This window comes from Trinickia mobilis (assembly GCF_017315705.1).
In the GTDB taxonomy this organism is placed as follows: Bacteria; Pseudomonadota; Gammaproteobacteria; order Burkholderiales; family Burkholderiaceae; genus Trinickia_A; species Trinickia_A mobilis.
In genome coordinates, this window is record NZ_JAFLRF010000006.1 from 301,131 (window position 1) to 314,809 (window position 13,679).

Here is a 13,679-nt window from a genome sequence, read left to right on the forward strand (position 1 = left end):
GACGCGGCAAAACGGGTTACCGAATGGAAGGGACGGGCCTAGCATGGGACTTCCTTCCCTTACCGAACGGTCAATCCCATGTCGAATCCGCACAGCAAGGTCTTTCTGATCACCGGCGTCAGTTCCGGTTTCGGGCGCGCGCTCGCCGAGGCGGCGCTGGCCGATGGACATCGCGTCGTCGGCACCGTGCGCAGCGCCGCCGCGCTCGACGCGTTCAACCGGCTCGATCCCGAGCGCGCCCTCGGCAAGCGGCTCGACGTCACCGACACCGACGCCGTGTATCGCGTGGTGGCCGAAATCGAAGCGGATTTCGGTCCGATCGGCGTGCTCGTCAACAACGCCGGCTTCGGCCATGAAGGCGTTCTCGAAGAATCGACGCTCGATCAATTGCGCAAGCAATTCGACGTCAACGTCTACGGCGCCGTGGCGATGATTCACGCGGTGCTGCCACACATGCGCAAGCGCCGCGCGGGCCATATCCTCAACGTGACGTCGATGGGCGGCATCATCACGTTCCCCGGCATCAGCTTCTATCACGGCAGCAAGTTCGCGCTCGAGGGCATTTCCGAAGCGCTGGCGAAGGAGGTGAAGAGCCTCGGCATCGCCGTGACGGCCGTCGCGCCCGGTTCGTTCCGCACCGATTGGGCGGGCCGGTCGCTCGTGCGCGCCGAACGCAAGATCGCCGACTACGACGAGGTGTTCGATCCGATTCGCGAGCGGCGCCGCAAGCTCGACGGCAACCAGCCCGGGGATCCGGCGAAGGCGGCGCGGGCGATGCTCAAGCTCGTGGCGTCGGACAACCCGCCGATGCATCTCTTGCTCGGGCGCGATGCGGTGACGCTGGTGCGGGAGAAGCTCGGCGCGTTGAAGGCGGAGATCGATGCGTGGGAGGCGGTGTCGGTGTCGACGGATATTCAGTGAATCGCCAACGCCCGGCCGGGCGCGCAGCAGCCCGGGCGAAGGCACGGTCTGCGCAGTAAAATCGCCGGCCGTGCCCACCGTACGCTCGCATCACGATAGCCTTTCGCGGATTTCGCCATGACCACCCCGACTCCTTCCGGCAACACCCCCCTCACCAAAGCCATCGTCACCGGCCACACGCGCGGCATCGGCGCGGCGCTTGCCGAGCAGCTTCTCGCTCGCGGAATCGCCGTGCTGGGCGTCTCGCGCTCGCGCCACGCCACGCTGGCCGCGCGCTTCGCAGGCTTGCTCGACGAAGCCGAACTGGACTTGTCGAACCTCGCACGTGTCGAGCAATGGCTCGCCGGCGACGTGTTGCGCACATTCACGAGCGGCGCGCAGCACGTGATGCTCATCAACAACGCCGGCACCGTGCAACCGATCGGCCCTTGCGAAGCGCAGGACGCGGGCGAGATCGCGCGCGCCGTGTCGCTGAATGTCGCGACGCCGCTGATGTTTGCGAGCGCCTTTGCAGCCGCGACCGCCGACGCAGGCGAGCGCCGCATCGTCCATATCTCGAGCGGCGCGGCGCGCAATGCGTACGCCGGCTGGAGCATCTATTGCGCGACCAAGGCCGCGCTCGATCATCACGCGCGCTCGGTGGCGCTCGACGCAAGCCGCGCGCTGCGAATCTGCAGCGTCGCGCCGGGCGTGGTCGATACCGACATGCAGGCCGAGATCCGCGGCACGGGAGGCGACCTTTTTCCGTTGCGCGAACGATTCGAAGACCTCAAGCGCAACGGCCAGCTCGCGACGCCCGAGCAATCGGCGTCGAAGCTGATCGGCTACCTGTTGAGCGACGGCTTCGGCCAAGTCCCGACCGCGGACGTGCGCGAATTGCCGCAGGCTTAGGGCCTGTTCAGGCTAATAACAGGCCCTAAGGCATCGACAGACCGCTCGCGGCTTCTTCGCCGTTCGCGTCGGGCGCATCCGTCGTGCACACGAGGCCGCTTTTCGGCCGCATGTCGACGTGCAGCGAAAACACGTCGGGCCGCGCGTAGTGCCCCGCCACGTCAAGGTCGTATTTGCCGCGAACGATATCGGCAAGATCGATATCGGCGGTGAGCACCGCCTCCTGCCCATAGACGGGACCCGCCAGAACCTCGCCGAGCGGACTCACGATCACGCTGCCTCCTTTGATCAACTGCGTGCCGGGCTCGTTGCCCTGAATGCAGTCGTAGTCGGGCGGGCAATCGGCGCGCGTGAGGAACTGGCACGCGCTCAGCACGAAGCAGCGCCCTTCGTACGCGATGTGGCGCATCGATGCCTGCCACATGTCGCGTTCGTCGACTGTCGGCGCACACCAGATTTCGACCCCGCGCGCGAACATCGACTGGCGCAGCAACGGCATGTAGTTTTCCCAGCAGATCGCCGCGCCCAGCTTGCCGACGCTGCTCTGGACCACCGGCAGCGTCGAGCCGTCGCCGCAGCCCCAGATCAGGCGCTCGCTCGCGGTCGGCATCAGCTTGCGGTGCTTGGCGACCAGCTCGCCGCGGTCGTTGAAGAAGAGTGCCGTGCAATAGAGCGTCGCCCCGCCGCGTTCGATCACGCCTGCCACGAGATTGCAACGCGCTTCTGCTGCGAACGCGCCGATGCGCTCGGTCTCGACGCCGGGCACGTCGATGGCCGAGCGCGCGTAGCGCAGAAAATCGTCGCGCCCGGCGCTCGAGCGTGTCCCGACGCGCGTGCCGAAATCGAGCCCCTTCGGATAGCCGCCCAAGTAAGCCTCGGGAAACACCGCCAGCTCGACGCCTTCGCGCGCCAGCGTTTCGCAATGCGCGCGCATGCGCTCCAGCGTGCGCGGCGTATCGAACAACGTAGACCCAGCCTGAACTACGGCAACGCGATGCGTGCTCATTCGTCGGCCCTCCCCTAAGCGAGGAAGCCAAGTATGCTACCGCCGTGTATATATTGCACGAAGCGTATCGGTCGCTCGGCGACGATCGGCGGGCGTTGCGCCCGGCGTCGAGGAAAAGGAAGTCCCCAACCTAGGGTCTGTTCGCGCCGATCACAGGCCCTAGTCAAAACGGAGTCACACCATGAAGGCAACGCGTCGCAGCTTTTTGATCGCCAGCGTCGGCGTCGGATCGTCGCTGATCTTGGCGCAGCGGGTCAACGCCCTCGAGCCGTTGAGCGAATCCGATCCGCAGGCGCTGTCGTACGGCTACCAAGCGGATGCGTCGAAAGTCGACAAGCGTAAATTCTCGACCTATCAAGCCGGGCAGGAATGCGCGAACTGCTCGCTTTACCAAGGCAAGGCGGGCGCCCCATCCGGCGGCTGCGTGCTGTTCGGCGCCAAGCAGGTCGCCGCGCACGGCTGGTGCAGCGCCTATACGAACTCATAGCGAACTCATAGCGAACTCATAAGGCTCGGCCGCTCGCGTAAGAAAATCGTAATGCGGCGCCGCAGAACGCGCTTTCGTTTCAGCGATAATCGGCCCCGGTCTTTCGCCTCCACTCGCAGGGCGGTGCGCCCTGCCCATTCGCATCCATGAGCAAGCCCGGCAATCAGAAACAACTCGACACCCTGCTTCAACAGGCCTTGGCGCTCCAGCAAAACGGCGCCTTGGCCGAAGCCGAGGAACTGTACCGGGAAATCCTCGCGATCCGGCCCAAGCACTTCGACGCGCTGCAATTGCTCGGCGCGCTCTCGCTGCAAGCGGGGCGTCTCGACGACGGCATCGCGTTCCTCAAGAAAGCCGCTTCGATCAACGGGATGCACGCGCCGATTCATTCGAATCTGGCGTTCGCACTGAACGCCAAGGAGCAATACAAAGAGGCGCTCGCGAGCGCGAATCGCGCGCTCGCGCTGATGCCGAACTTCGCGGACGCGCTGAACAATCGCGGCACGGCGCTAGGGGCGCTCGATGCGCCGGCCGAAGCGCTGGCGAGCTTCGACCGCGCACTGGCGCTCAAGCCCGGCATGCCTGAGGCCTGGAACAATCGCAGTTGCGTGCTGCGCGATCTGGACCGCCCCGCCGAAGCGCTGACGAGCTGCGATCAGGCAATCGCGCTGCGCCCGAGCTACGCGGAAGCGTGGAGCAACCGCGGCAACGCGCTGAGCGATCTGAACCGCCCGCAAGAAGCGGAGCAGAGCTATCGCCAGGCGATCGCAGCGCAGCACACGCTCGCCGACGCCTGGAACAACCTGGGCCTCACGCTCGTCGACATGAACCGTCATGCCGACGCCCTGTCGAGCTACGACCGCGCGCTCGCGCTGAAACCCGATTCGGCCGAAGGGCATTGGAACCGCGCGCTGTGCCTGCTGCAGACGGGCAATCTCGACGCAGGCTGGCAAGAGTACGAATGGCGCTGGCAACGCAACCGGCCCCAAGCGGGCCGGCGCGCGTTCGCGCAGCCGCTGTGGCTGGGCGTTGAACCGCTCGAAGGGAAGACGATTCTGCTGCATGCCGAGCAGGGTCTAGGCGACACGTTGCAGTTCTGCCGCTACGCGCCGATGGTCGCCAAGCTCGGCGCGCAGGTCGTGCTCGAAGTGCAGCCCGAATTGATGAGACTGCTCGCGCCGCTCGAAGGCGTGAGGCAGCTCGTCGCGCACGGCCAGCCCTTGCCCGCGTTCGACTATCACTGCCCGTTGCTGAGCCTGCCGCTCGCGTTCAAGACGGACCTTGCCAGCATTCCCGGCAATACGCCTTACCTGTTCGCCGATCCCGCAGCCGTCGTGCATTGGGGCACGCGCATTGCGGCAGCTGCGGGTGCGGCTTCGCCGGGCGCTGCGGCTTTGAAAGTCGGCCTGGTCTGGGCAGGCGGCAACCGGCCCCACGTACCCGAGCTGCGCAAGAACGACGCACGGCGCTCGCTGGCTCTCGCGCGCCTGGCGCCGCTCCTCGAAGTGCCGGACGTCCAGTTCTTCAGCTTGCAGAAAGGACCGCCTGCGCAGCAATTGGCGGCGCTCTCCGAGCATCGCGAAGCGAGCCGCGGCGTCGTCGACTTGACTGAAGAGATCACGGACTTCGCCGACACCGCCGCGCTCGTGTCGAATCTCGATCTCGTGATTTCCGTCGACACGTCGACCGCCCACCTCGCCGGCGCGATCGGCAAGCCGGTCTGGGTTCTGAATCGCCTCGACACGTGCTGGCGCTGGATGCTCGGACGCGACGACAGCCCCTGGTATCCCGCCGTGAGACTGTTCCGCCAACCCACGCTCGGCGATTGGGACAGCGTGATTGCGTCCGTCGGCCGTGCGCTTGCCGCGCTCGCAGCCGTCCGGTAGCCGCAATGAATCGGAACCTATTTGTCGAAGCGGACCAGGAAAGTCCGGACCATCCGCTTCTCCAGTCCGCGCTCGACGCCTACCGGAGAGGCGACACGGCGGGCGCAGAGCGCGCTTGTCGCCGGGTGCTCGAAGGCGATGAGCGCAACGGTCCGGCGCATAACAATCTGGCGAATCTGCTGCGGCAGGCCGGACGCTTCGCGCAAGCCGAAACGCACGACCGACATGTACTTGTTCCGCCAGCGCGAAGGCGGTTGGCCGGAATTGATCGGCGACGTGAGGGACGCGCTCGCGGACGCGGCGCAGCAATGATCCGCAGCCGCCGTGCAATGCCATAATCGACGTCTGCCAAAGAAGCCTGGAGAAGACCTTGAGCCGCATCGACAACCCGTCGCATGATCAAGAAGTCGGCGTCGCCGACTCGACCGAAGACGCCACCCGCGTCGACGACACCCGCATCGGAGCGGTCCGCCCGCTCATTTCGCCGGCGCTGCTGCTCGACGAACTACCGGCGCCCAAGCCGGTGCAGGACCTCGTGGAGAAGCGCCGCTCGGCCATCGCCGATATCCTCGAGGGGCGCGACGATCGCCTGTTGATCGTCGTCGGGCCGTGCTCGATCCACGATCACGATCAGGCGATGGAGTACGCGCAGCGCCTCAAGCGCGAGGCCGACGCATTGCGCGACGACCTCTTGATCGTGATGCGCGTGTACTTCGAAAAGCCGCGCACCACGGTCGGCTGGAAGGGCTATATCAACGACCCGCGCCTTGACGGCAGTTTCCGCATCAACGAAGGGCTGCGCCGCGCGCGGCAGCTGCTGCTCGACATCAACGCGCTCGGCCTGCCGACCGCCACCGAATTCCTCGACCTCCTGAGCCCGCAATACATCGCCGACTTGATCGCATGGGGCGCGATCGGCGCGCGCACGACGGAAAGCCAGAGCCATCGCCAACTCGCCTCGGGCCTGTCGTGCCCGATCGGCTTCAAGAACGGCACCGACGGCGGCGTCCAGATCGCGGCGGACGCGATCGTCGCCGCGCGTGCGAGCCACGCGTTCATGGGCATGACGAAAATGGGCATGGCCGCGATCTTCGAAACGCGCGGCAACGACGACGCGCACGTGATCCTGCGCGGCGGCAAGAAGGGGCCGAACTACGACGCGGCGTCGGTCGAGGAAAGCTGTGCGGCATTGCGCGCGGCGGGCTTGCGCGAGCAAGTGATGGTCGATTGCTCGCACGCCAATTCGAACAAGTCGCATCTGCGCCAGGTCGATGTCGCGCAGGATCTGGCGGGCCAGTTGTCGGGCGGCGAGAAGCGAATCATCGGCGTGATGGTCGAGAGCCATCTGGAAGAAGGCCGGCAGGATCTGTTGCCGGGCGTGCCGCTCAAGCGCGGCGTCTCGATTACCGACGCGTGCCTCGGCTGGACGCAGACCGAGCCGGTGCTCGAAACGCTCGCGGCCGCGGTGCGTGCGCGCCGCGGCCGCTAAGCCGTCGATCGATCATCGACGAGCCGTTGCCGGGCCGCGGCCCTTGAAAGGCCGCGGCTCAAACATCACACCACCGCCGGAAAATCCACCGTCGTATCGTTCACACGATTGACGAGGTTCGTGAACGTGATCACGGTCACCGCGAGCAACGCCTCGATGATCTGCGTCTCCGAGTAGCCGGCCGCGCGGATCGCCGCGACTTCGGCCGCATCGACGGTGCCGCTCGAGCGGATCACGTTGCGCACGAAGCGCACGAGCGCATCGCGCTGCGCAGCGCCGGTCGGTTCGCCCGTGCGGATCTGCTTCATCTCTTCGGGCTTGAGTCCGGCCATCTTGCCGACCAGCGTGTGCGCCGCGACACAGTAATCACAGCCGGCCGCTTCGCTGACGGCCAGCTTGATCGCCTCGACATCGGGCTTCGAGAGACTGCCCGCCGCCAACGCGGCGTCGGCGGCGAGCATCGCGCTCAAGCCGGCCGGCGTGTGGCTGCCGATCGTCGCATACGCGTTCGGCACTTTGCCGGCGGCCTTCTTGATCTTCGCGAACACTTCGGCGGCGGCACCCGTGGCGACTTCGGGATTGACTGAAGTAAAACGGGACATGATGGGCTCCTGGGTCGGTGATGGGCCAGTTCGTCTGGCATGGCGCCACTTTATGACCGGCCCGTGATCCCGTTAATATCCAGGGACCTCACATTTATGCTCGATCGTCTCATATGGATCTGCTAAGCCGCCTGCTTGCGTTGCGGCCGGTCAATGGCCAAGTCGACGTGCGCTGCCACTTCCGCGCGCCCTGGGTCATCGATCACCCCGCCTCGCCGCTCTGCGAAATCCCCTATCACGTGCTGCTCGAAGGCGAAGCGACGATCGAAGACGACAGCGGCGTGCCGCAACGCCTCACGGCCGGCGACATCGTGCTGTTTCCAGGCGGCGGTCCGCACCGGCTCCACGACGGCAGCGGGAAGCGCCCGAAGCCGTGGGTCGACCGTCACGCGGGCGATCTGCTCGTCCACGAGAACCGCGGCACCGGCGAGCGCGCCGACATCCTGTGCGGCCGCTTTCTGCTGCCGGGCATGCCCGACAGGCTGCTGCGCGATTACCTGCCGGAACGTCTCGTCGTGCGCAGCTTGCCTGCGCCGCGCACAGACGGCGGCGGCGGCCATGCCGGCGACGCCGCGGCAACGCTCGCAGGCACGCGGCTCACGCGGCTGATTCAATTGATGCGCGAAGAAGCGCTCGACGGCGCGCCTGCCAGCGCGGCGCTCATCAATCACCTGTCGGGCGCGCTGTTCGCGCTGACGCTGCGCTTCGCGAGCGAGGCGCCCGAACCGCCGCGCGGGCTGCTCGCGCTCGCGCAGCGCTCGCGCCTGCAGCCGGCGCTCGCCGCGATGTTCGATGCGCCGGGCAAGCCGTGGACCCTGCCCGCGCTCGCCGAGTTGTGCCACATGTCGCGCGCGACCTTCGTCCGCCATTTCGACGACGCGCTCGGCCGCTCGGCAAACGACGTGCTGACCGAGATCCGCATGACGCTCGCCGCGCGCAAGCTCGCGCAGGGCGACGAGCCGATCGCGGCGATCGGCGAGGCGGTCGGCTATCAATCGGAGGCTGCGTTTCAGCGGACTTTCAAGCGGCACACGGGCGTCAGCCCGGCACGCTGGCGGGCAGGCCGAACGAAGCAGGCGCTCATCGGCTAGGAGCGCTTCGAGCTCGTCGCGCCCGAGCCGGCCGCGGAGGTGTAAAAGGCCGGGGCAAACGTGGAATAGGAGCTGAGCGGCATTCGTTTATAGGGCGTACCCGATCCTTCGCGGGAGCTCACGATGAACACGCGGTTCCGAACTCTCACGGCGGCCGGCAATGCGCTGTTGCTGACGCTGGGCGTTGCATTGCTGGCTGCATGCGGCGGCGGAGGCGGCGGCAATTCCTCGCCGCCGTCGATCGCGCTGTCCGGCACCGCGGCGACGGGCCGGGCGTTGCCGAACGCGGCGCTTGGCATCGTCTGCGCACGGGGCTCGACGAGCGCGAGCACCAACGCGAGCGGCGCTTTTCAGGCGACGCTCGCGGCGGACGCGCCGTGCCTGATCACGGCGACGTCCGGCACCACGGTGCTCCATTCGACCGCCTTTGCGGGCGGCACCTTCAACGTCACGCCGGAAACGGAATTGCTGCTCGTCTACGTGGCCGCGCAGCTCGGCACGACGGAAGCCAACCTCATCGCGACCTTTTCAGGCAACACGCGGTTTCAGCAGACGCTCGCGAACGAAAGCACCGTGCTGGCCGCGCAAGCAGCTGTCGTCCAAGGGCTCGATACGCAGTACCACCTCACGCTCAGCGTCACGAACTTCCTGACCACTGCGTTTGTCGTCGGCCAGTCGGGCGTCGACAGCGATCTCGAGGCGCTGCTCGCGGCCGGCGCAATCGACTCGAACGGCGAGCCGGACCCCGTCGCGGTCACGCTGATGACGACGCTCGGCGCGCAGCATCCGCTCTCGTCCACGCCGGTAACGCCCCCAGGCAGCACGAGCGGCACCGGCAGCACGGGCATAGGAACGGGAGGCGGTGCCGGCGGCATGATGTAGCGGGAGCGCGCAGCCGTACGCCGCATACCGGCCGTGTGCCAGCCGCGCGCAAGGACCAGCGGGAAATCGCCAAGAAGGCCGCCACGGCCCCCGCGAGGAGACCCTCCCGCATCGGAGTCGAGCGTCGACAGTCAGTCGAGCATGAGTTCCGCGAGCCGGCGGCCGAGCGCTTCGGTCGCACACGTCATCGGCGCGCGCAATTCGTTGCGCAAGAGCCCCTGCGCGGCCAGCGCCGCCTTCACCGGTGCCGGATTCGGCTCCGAGACCAGCGCGCGCACGAGCGGCGCGAGCTCGTGATAAATCGCGCGGCCCTCGACGAGCCGCCCTTCGGCAAGCGCGCGATACATCGCGACAAAACGCTCCGGCCGCAGATGCGCCGACGCCGCGATGGCCCCGCTGCCGCCCATGCACAGCGTGTGGAAAATATTGCTGTCCTCGCCGGCCAGCACTTGCAGCCGGCCGTCGAGGATCAGCGCGAGCGTGGTCTCGGCCGAGCCCGCGCAGTCCTTGATCGCCTGAATGCGCGGATGCGCGGCGAGCGCGAAGAGCGTGTCGAGTTCGAGCCGCACGCCGGTCCGGTAGGGAATGTCGTAGAGCACGACCGGCTTCGCGCTCGCGTCCGCGAGCTGCGTGAAATGGTCGATCAGCCCCGCCTGCGACGGCCGGATGTAGTACGGCGCGGAAACCAGGATCCCGGCCGCCGGCAGCGCGCTGATGCGCGCGACGCGCTCGGCGAGCCGCGCGGTCTGGTTGCCCGAGACGCCCACCAGCACAGGCAATCCGCGCGCCGCCTGCAGAATCGCCGCCAGCACCTCGTCGCTTTCCGCTTCGCTCAATGCGGCCGGTTCGCCCGTCGTGCCCAGCGCGACGAGGCCGGAAACGCCGGCCTTCGCATAGCGCTCGACGAGCGCCCGCAACGCAGCGTAATCGACAGCGCCGCGCTCGAACGGCGTGACGAGCGGAACCCAGATACCCGAAAACATACCCATGACTTCACCTCTAAACGTGACCGAATCGAATCCGTTCAGAGTGTGCAGCAGGGGAGTAGAGAAAGACGTCTAAGGCGTGCCTCACAAACTGTCCCGTCGCACATCTGACGGAACAGTCTGCTCCGGTCAGATGAGCAACTGTTTTTTGGCTTTGGAAACCGTGCACGCGAACGCCATGCCGAGCGAGCCGTCGGCGAGCCGTTCAAGTGCGAGGGGGAGGCGTGCGGTTTCCATCCGGGCGAGTGTACAGGGTCGCCCGCGGCCGAGCCAAGCAATTTTCTTGACTTCCCAAAAATCCGATTTAATATACGCACCGCGTACAACAACCGGACGAGGCGATCGATGACCGCACCCCAGCAAGCCTTCCTTCGCGACGCCATGCGCCGCATGAACATGACCCGCGAAAGCTTTGCGAACCGCATCGGCGTCTCGCGCCGCGCCCTGGATACGTGGCTTCTGCCCGACGACTCGCAGGAATCGCGCGCCATGCCGGAGATCGTGCAGCGCTTCGTGTCGGAGATCGTCGTCCATCGCGATCACGACGAAAACACTACGCAGAGCGTACATACTGGTTCGTTGGCAAGCCAGATTCTGTTCGAAGGAAAGCCGCAACTGCTGTCGGTCGATCAGTTCTCGCGCGAATCGGTCGAGGCGCTGTTCCGGGTCGCGGACATCATGCAGCCGATCGCGCGCCGCCGGAAAATCTCCCGCGTGCTCGAAGGCGCGGTGCTCGGCAACCTGTTCTTCGAAGCGAGCACGCGCACGCGCGTGTCGTTCGGCGCGGCGTTCTGCCGGCTCGGCGGCTCGGTGTGCGATACGACCGGCTTCACGTTCTCGTCGATGGCCAAGGGCGAATCGATCTACGACACGAGCCGCGTGATGAGCGGCTATGTCGACGCGCTCGTCGTGCGCCACCCCGAGCAAGGCTCGGTCGCCGAATTCGCGCGCGCGACGAACGTGCCCGTCATCAACGGCGGCGACGGCCCGGGCGAGCACCCGAGCCAGGCGTTGCTCGACCTGTACACGATCCAGCGCGAGTTCTCGCGGCTCGGCAAGATCGTCGACGGCGCGCACATCGCGCTCGTCGGCGACCTCAAGTACGGGCGCACCGTGCATTCGCTCGTCAAACTGCTCGCGCTCTATCGCGGCTTGAAGTTCACGCTGGTTTCGCCGCCGACGCTCGAAATGCCTGCCTATATCGTCGACCAGATATCGCGTCATGGACACGTCGTCGAACAGACGCACGAACTGGCGACGGGGCTGCGCGGCGCGGACGTCGTGTACGCGACACGGATTCAGAAGGAGCGCTTCACCGACGAATCGTTCGAAGGCTATACGCCCGATTTCCAGATCAACCAGGCGCTCGCCGATGCCGTGTGCGGGCGCGACACGCTGATCATGCACCCGCTGCCGCGCGACAGCCGGCCGGGCGCGAACGATCTGAGCATCGACCTGAACCACGATCCGCGGCTCGCGATCTTCCGGCAGACCGACAACGGCATTCCAGTTCGCATGGCGATTTTTGCGGTGCTGCTCGGGGTCGATCATCTGGTCCAGCATTCGATGCGCGACGCGGCGTGGCAGCCGCCCGCGTACCTCGGGCCGGACGATGCGGTGTTTCATGGGATCGATTGAGAACCTGATCCGGCATCCGAGGGGGGCGCTCCCCCTCGTTTTTTACATCCTCTTTACACCCGCCTCCCCACCCTTGCCACGGCCTTTACGCCGGCTTTCCTAGAGTTCATTCGACGAACTCCGTCACAGGAGATCGCCCGAATGAAAGGGACCTAGAGGAAAGCATGAGCACCCGTACCCAACCGCCCGTCCATCAGCCCGGGAACATCGGCCAGGCACGCACCGCAGCCCGTTCGATGTTCGACCCGTCGATCGTGAAGCCGGCGCTCGCCGACTCGTTCAAGAAACTGACGCCGCGCCACCAGGTGCGCAATCCGGTGATGTTCTGCGTGTACATCGGCAGCATTCTCACGACGATTCTCTGGGCCGCCGCGCTCGGCGGACAGGCCGAGGCGCCCGCGGGCTTCATTCTCGCGATCGCGTTGTGGCTGTGGTTCACCGTGCTGTTCGCGAACTTCGCCGAGGCGCTGGCCGAAGGCCGCTCGAAGGCGCAGGCCGCGTCGCTCAAGAGCGCGAAGCACAACGTGGTGGCGAAAAAGCTCCAGGAGCCCCATCCGAAAGCGGCGATCCGCATCATGGCCTCTACCGATCTGCGCCGCGACGATGTCGTGCTCGTCGAAGCGGGCGATGCGATTCCGGCCGACGGCGAAGTGATCGAAGGCGTGGCGTCGGTCGACGAATCGGCGATCACGGGCGAATCCGCGCCGGTGATCCGCGAATCGGGCGGCGACTTTTCGTCGGTGACGGGCGGCACGCGCGTGCTGTCGGACTGGATCGTCGTGAAAGTCACGGCGAATCCGGGCGAGGCGTTCCTCGACCGCATGATCGCGATGGTCGAAGGCGCGAAGCGCCAGAAGACGCCGAATGAAATCGCGCTGACGATTCTGCTCGTCGCGCTGTCGATCGTGCTGCTGCTCGCGACTGCCACACTGTTGCCGTTCTCGATCTTCGCCGTCCAAGCGGAAAAGGCCGGCCACGTGGTGACGATCACGGCGCTCGTCGCGCTGCTCGTGTGCCTGATTCCGACGACGATCGGCGGCTTGCTGTCGGCGATCGGCGTGGCGGGCATGAGCCGCATGATGCAGGCGAACGTGATCGCCACCTCGGGCCGCGCCGTCGAAGCCGCAGGCGACGTGGACGTGCTCCTGCTCGACAAGACCGGCACGATCACGCTCGGCAATCGGCAAGCGTCGACGTTCATCCCGGCACCGGGAGTGACCGAAGAAGCATTGGCCGACTCGGCACAACTGTCATCGCTCGCCGACGAAACGCCGGAGGGCCGCAGCATCGTCGTGCTCGCCAAGCAGCGCTTCAACATCCGGCAGCGCGACATGCACGCGCTGCACGCCACGTTCCTCGCGTTCAGCGCGCAGTCGCGCATGAGCGGCGTCGACCTGTCCCCCAACGGGACTTCCGCCGGGGCGCCGGGCCGCGAGATCCGCAAGGGCGCGGCCGATGCGATCAAGCACTACGTCGAGGCGCATGGCGGCAAGTTCGCCGCGGAAGTCGATCAAGCGGTCGCCGATATCGCGCGGCGCGGCAGCACGCCGCTCGTCGTTGCCGCGAAGCAAGGCGACGCGGCGCATGTGCTCGGCGTGATCGAGCTGAAGGACATCGTCAAGGGCGGCATCAAAGAGCGCTTCGCCGAGCTGCGCAAGATGGGCATCAAGACCGTGATGGTGACGGGCGACAACCGTCTCACCGCCGCGGCGATTGCAGCCGAAGCGGGCGTCGACGACTTCCTCGCGGAAGCCACGCCGGAAGCCAAGCTGACGACGATCCGCGCACACCAGGCCGAAG

14 protein-coding genes are annotated in these 13,679 nt (G+C 66.5%); 10 read left to right on the forward strand and 4 right to left on the reverse strand.

Going from position 1 to position 13,679, the window contains the following annotated elements; translation table 11 throughout:
- Positions 1-78: 78 nt before the first annotated feature.
- Positions 79-921 carry an oxidoreductase gene (locus J3489_RS11620; RefSeq protein ID WP_206997987.1) on the forward strand — a complete coding sequence of 281 codons (843 nt, stop codon included), beginning with the start codon at positions 79-81 and terminating at the stop codon, positions 919-921.
- A gap of 117 nt (positions 922-1,038) precedes the next feature.
- Complete coding sequence (locus J3489_RS11625; RefSeq protein ID WP_206997989.1) at positions 1,039-1,812, forward strand: SDR family oxidoreductase; 774 nt, start codon at positions 1,039-1,041, stop codon at positions 1,810-1,812.
- Positions 1,813-1,837: 25 nt separating this feature from the next.
- Here J3489_RS11625 and J3489_RS11630 read toward each other — a convergent pair whose 3' ends face one another.
- The gene (locus tag J3489_RS11630; protein WP_206997991.1) at positions 1,838-2,818 is read right to left on the reverse strand and encodes a carbon-nitrogen hydrolase family protein; all 981 of its coding nucleotides are present in this window, start codon (positions 2,816-2,818) and stop codon (positions 1,838-1,840) included.
- A 181-nt stretch (positions 2,819-2,999) separates the two neighbouring features.
- Here J3489_RS11630 and J3489_RS11635 point away from each other — a divergent pair, with 181 nt between their 5' ends.
- Together J3489_RS11635 and J3489_RS11640 are read left to right on the forward strand one after the other, a co-directional pair.
- On the forward strand, positions 3,000-3,305 hold the full coding sequence (locus J3489_RS11635; RefSeq protein ID WP_206997993.1) for a high-potential iron-sulfur protein: 306 nt from the start codon (positions 3,000-3,002) through the stop codon (positions 3,303-3,305).
- 146 nt (positions 3,306-3,451) lie between these two features.
- The gene (locus J3489_RS11640) at positions 3,452-5,191 is read left to right on the forward strand and encodes a tetratricopeptide repeat protein (protein WP_206997995.1); all 1,740 of its coding nucleotides are present in this window, start codon (positions 3,452-3,454) and stop codon (positions 5,189-5,191) included.
- A gap of 17 nt (positions 5,192-5,208) precedes the next feature.
- Here J3489_RS11640 and J3489_RS11645 read toward each other — a convergent pair whose 3' ends face one another.
- Positions 5,209-5,418 (reverse strand): hypothetical protein, encoded by a 210-nt coding sequence (locus tag J3489_RS11645; RefSeq protein WP_206997996.1) that lies wholly within the window; start codon positions 5,416-5,418, stop codon positions 5,209-5,211.
- Here J3489_RS11645 and J3489_RS38790 point away from each other — a divergent pair.
- Together J3489_RS38790 and J3489_RS11650 are read left to right on the forward strand one after the other, a co-directional pair.
- A complete protein-coding gene (locus J3489_RS38790; protein ID WP_374193447.1) occupies positions 5,317-5,529 on the forward strand; it encodes a hypothetical protein in 213 nt (70 codons plus the stop codon). The two genes, J3489_RS11645 and J3489_RS38790, sit on opposite strands and share 102 nt — an antisense overlap.
- Positions 5,530-5,561: 32 nt before the next feature.
- Positions 5,562-6,680, forward strand: a complete 1,119-nt coding sequence (locus J3489_RS11650; protein WP_206997998.1) for a 3-deoxy-7-phosphoheptulonate synthase — start codon at positions 5,562-5,564, stop codon at positions 6,678-6,680.
- A 65-nt stretch (positions 6,681-6,745) separates the two neighbouring features.
- Here J3489_RS11650 and J3489_RS11655 read toward each other — a convergent pair whose 3' ends face one another.
- Positions 6,746-7,282, reverse strand: a complete 537-nt coding sequence (locus tag J3489_RS11655) for a carboxymuconolactone decarboxylase family protein (protein ID WP_206998000.1) — start codon at positions 7,280-7,282, stop codon at positions 6,746-6,748.
- Between the two features lie 113 nt (positions 7,283-7,395).
- Here J3489_RS11655 and J3489_RS11660 point away from each other — a divergent pair, with 113 nt between their 5' ends.
- Together J3489_RS11660 and J3489_RS11665 are read left to right on the forward strand one after the other, a co-directional pair.
- Positions 7,396-8,373, forward strand: coding sequence for an AraC family transcriptional regulator (locus J3489_RS11660; protein ID WP_206998002.1), 978 nt, complete (start codon positions 7,396-7,398; stop codon positions 8,371-8,373).
- A 123-nt stretch (positions 8,374-8,496) separates the two neighbouring features.
- Entirely contained in the window at positions 8,497-9,255 is a 759-nt protein-coding gene (locus J3489_RS11665; RefSeq protein ID WP_206998004.1) for a hypothetical protein, read from the forward strand.
- Positions 9,256-9,386: 131 nt separating this feature from the next.
- On the opposite strand, the gene dapA is transcribed toward J3489_RS11665, so the two are convergent.
- The gene (dapA, locus tag J3489_RS11670) at positions 9,387-10,244 is read right to left on the reverse strand and encodes a 4-hydroxy-tetrahydrodipicolinate synthase (RefSeq protein WP_206998006.1); all 858 of its coding nucleotides are present in this window, start codon (positions 10,242-10,244) and stop codon (positions 9,387-9,389) included.
- Positions 10,245-10,586: 342 nt separating this feature from the next.
- Between dapA and J3489_RS11675 the strand changes: the two genes are divergently transcribed.
- Together J3489_RS11675 and kdpB are read left to right on the forward strand one after the other, a co-directional pair.
- Positions 10,587-11,879: an aspartate carbamoyltransferase gene (locus J3489_RS11675; RefSeq protein ID WP_206998008.1), complete on the forward strand. Its 1,293-nt coding sequence runs from the start codon at positions 10,587-10,589 to the stop codon at positions 11,877-11,879.
- Between the two features lie 236 nt (positions 11,880-12,115).
- On the forward strand, positions 12,116-13,679 hold a 1,564-nt coding region (gene kdpB / locus J3489_RS11680; protein WP_242539967.1), incomplete at its 3' end, for a potassium-transporting ATPase subunit KdpB.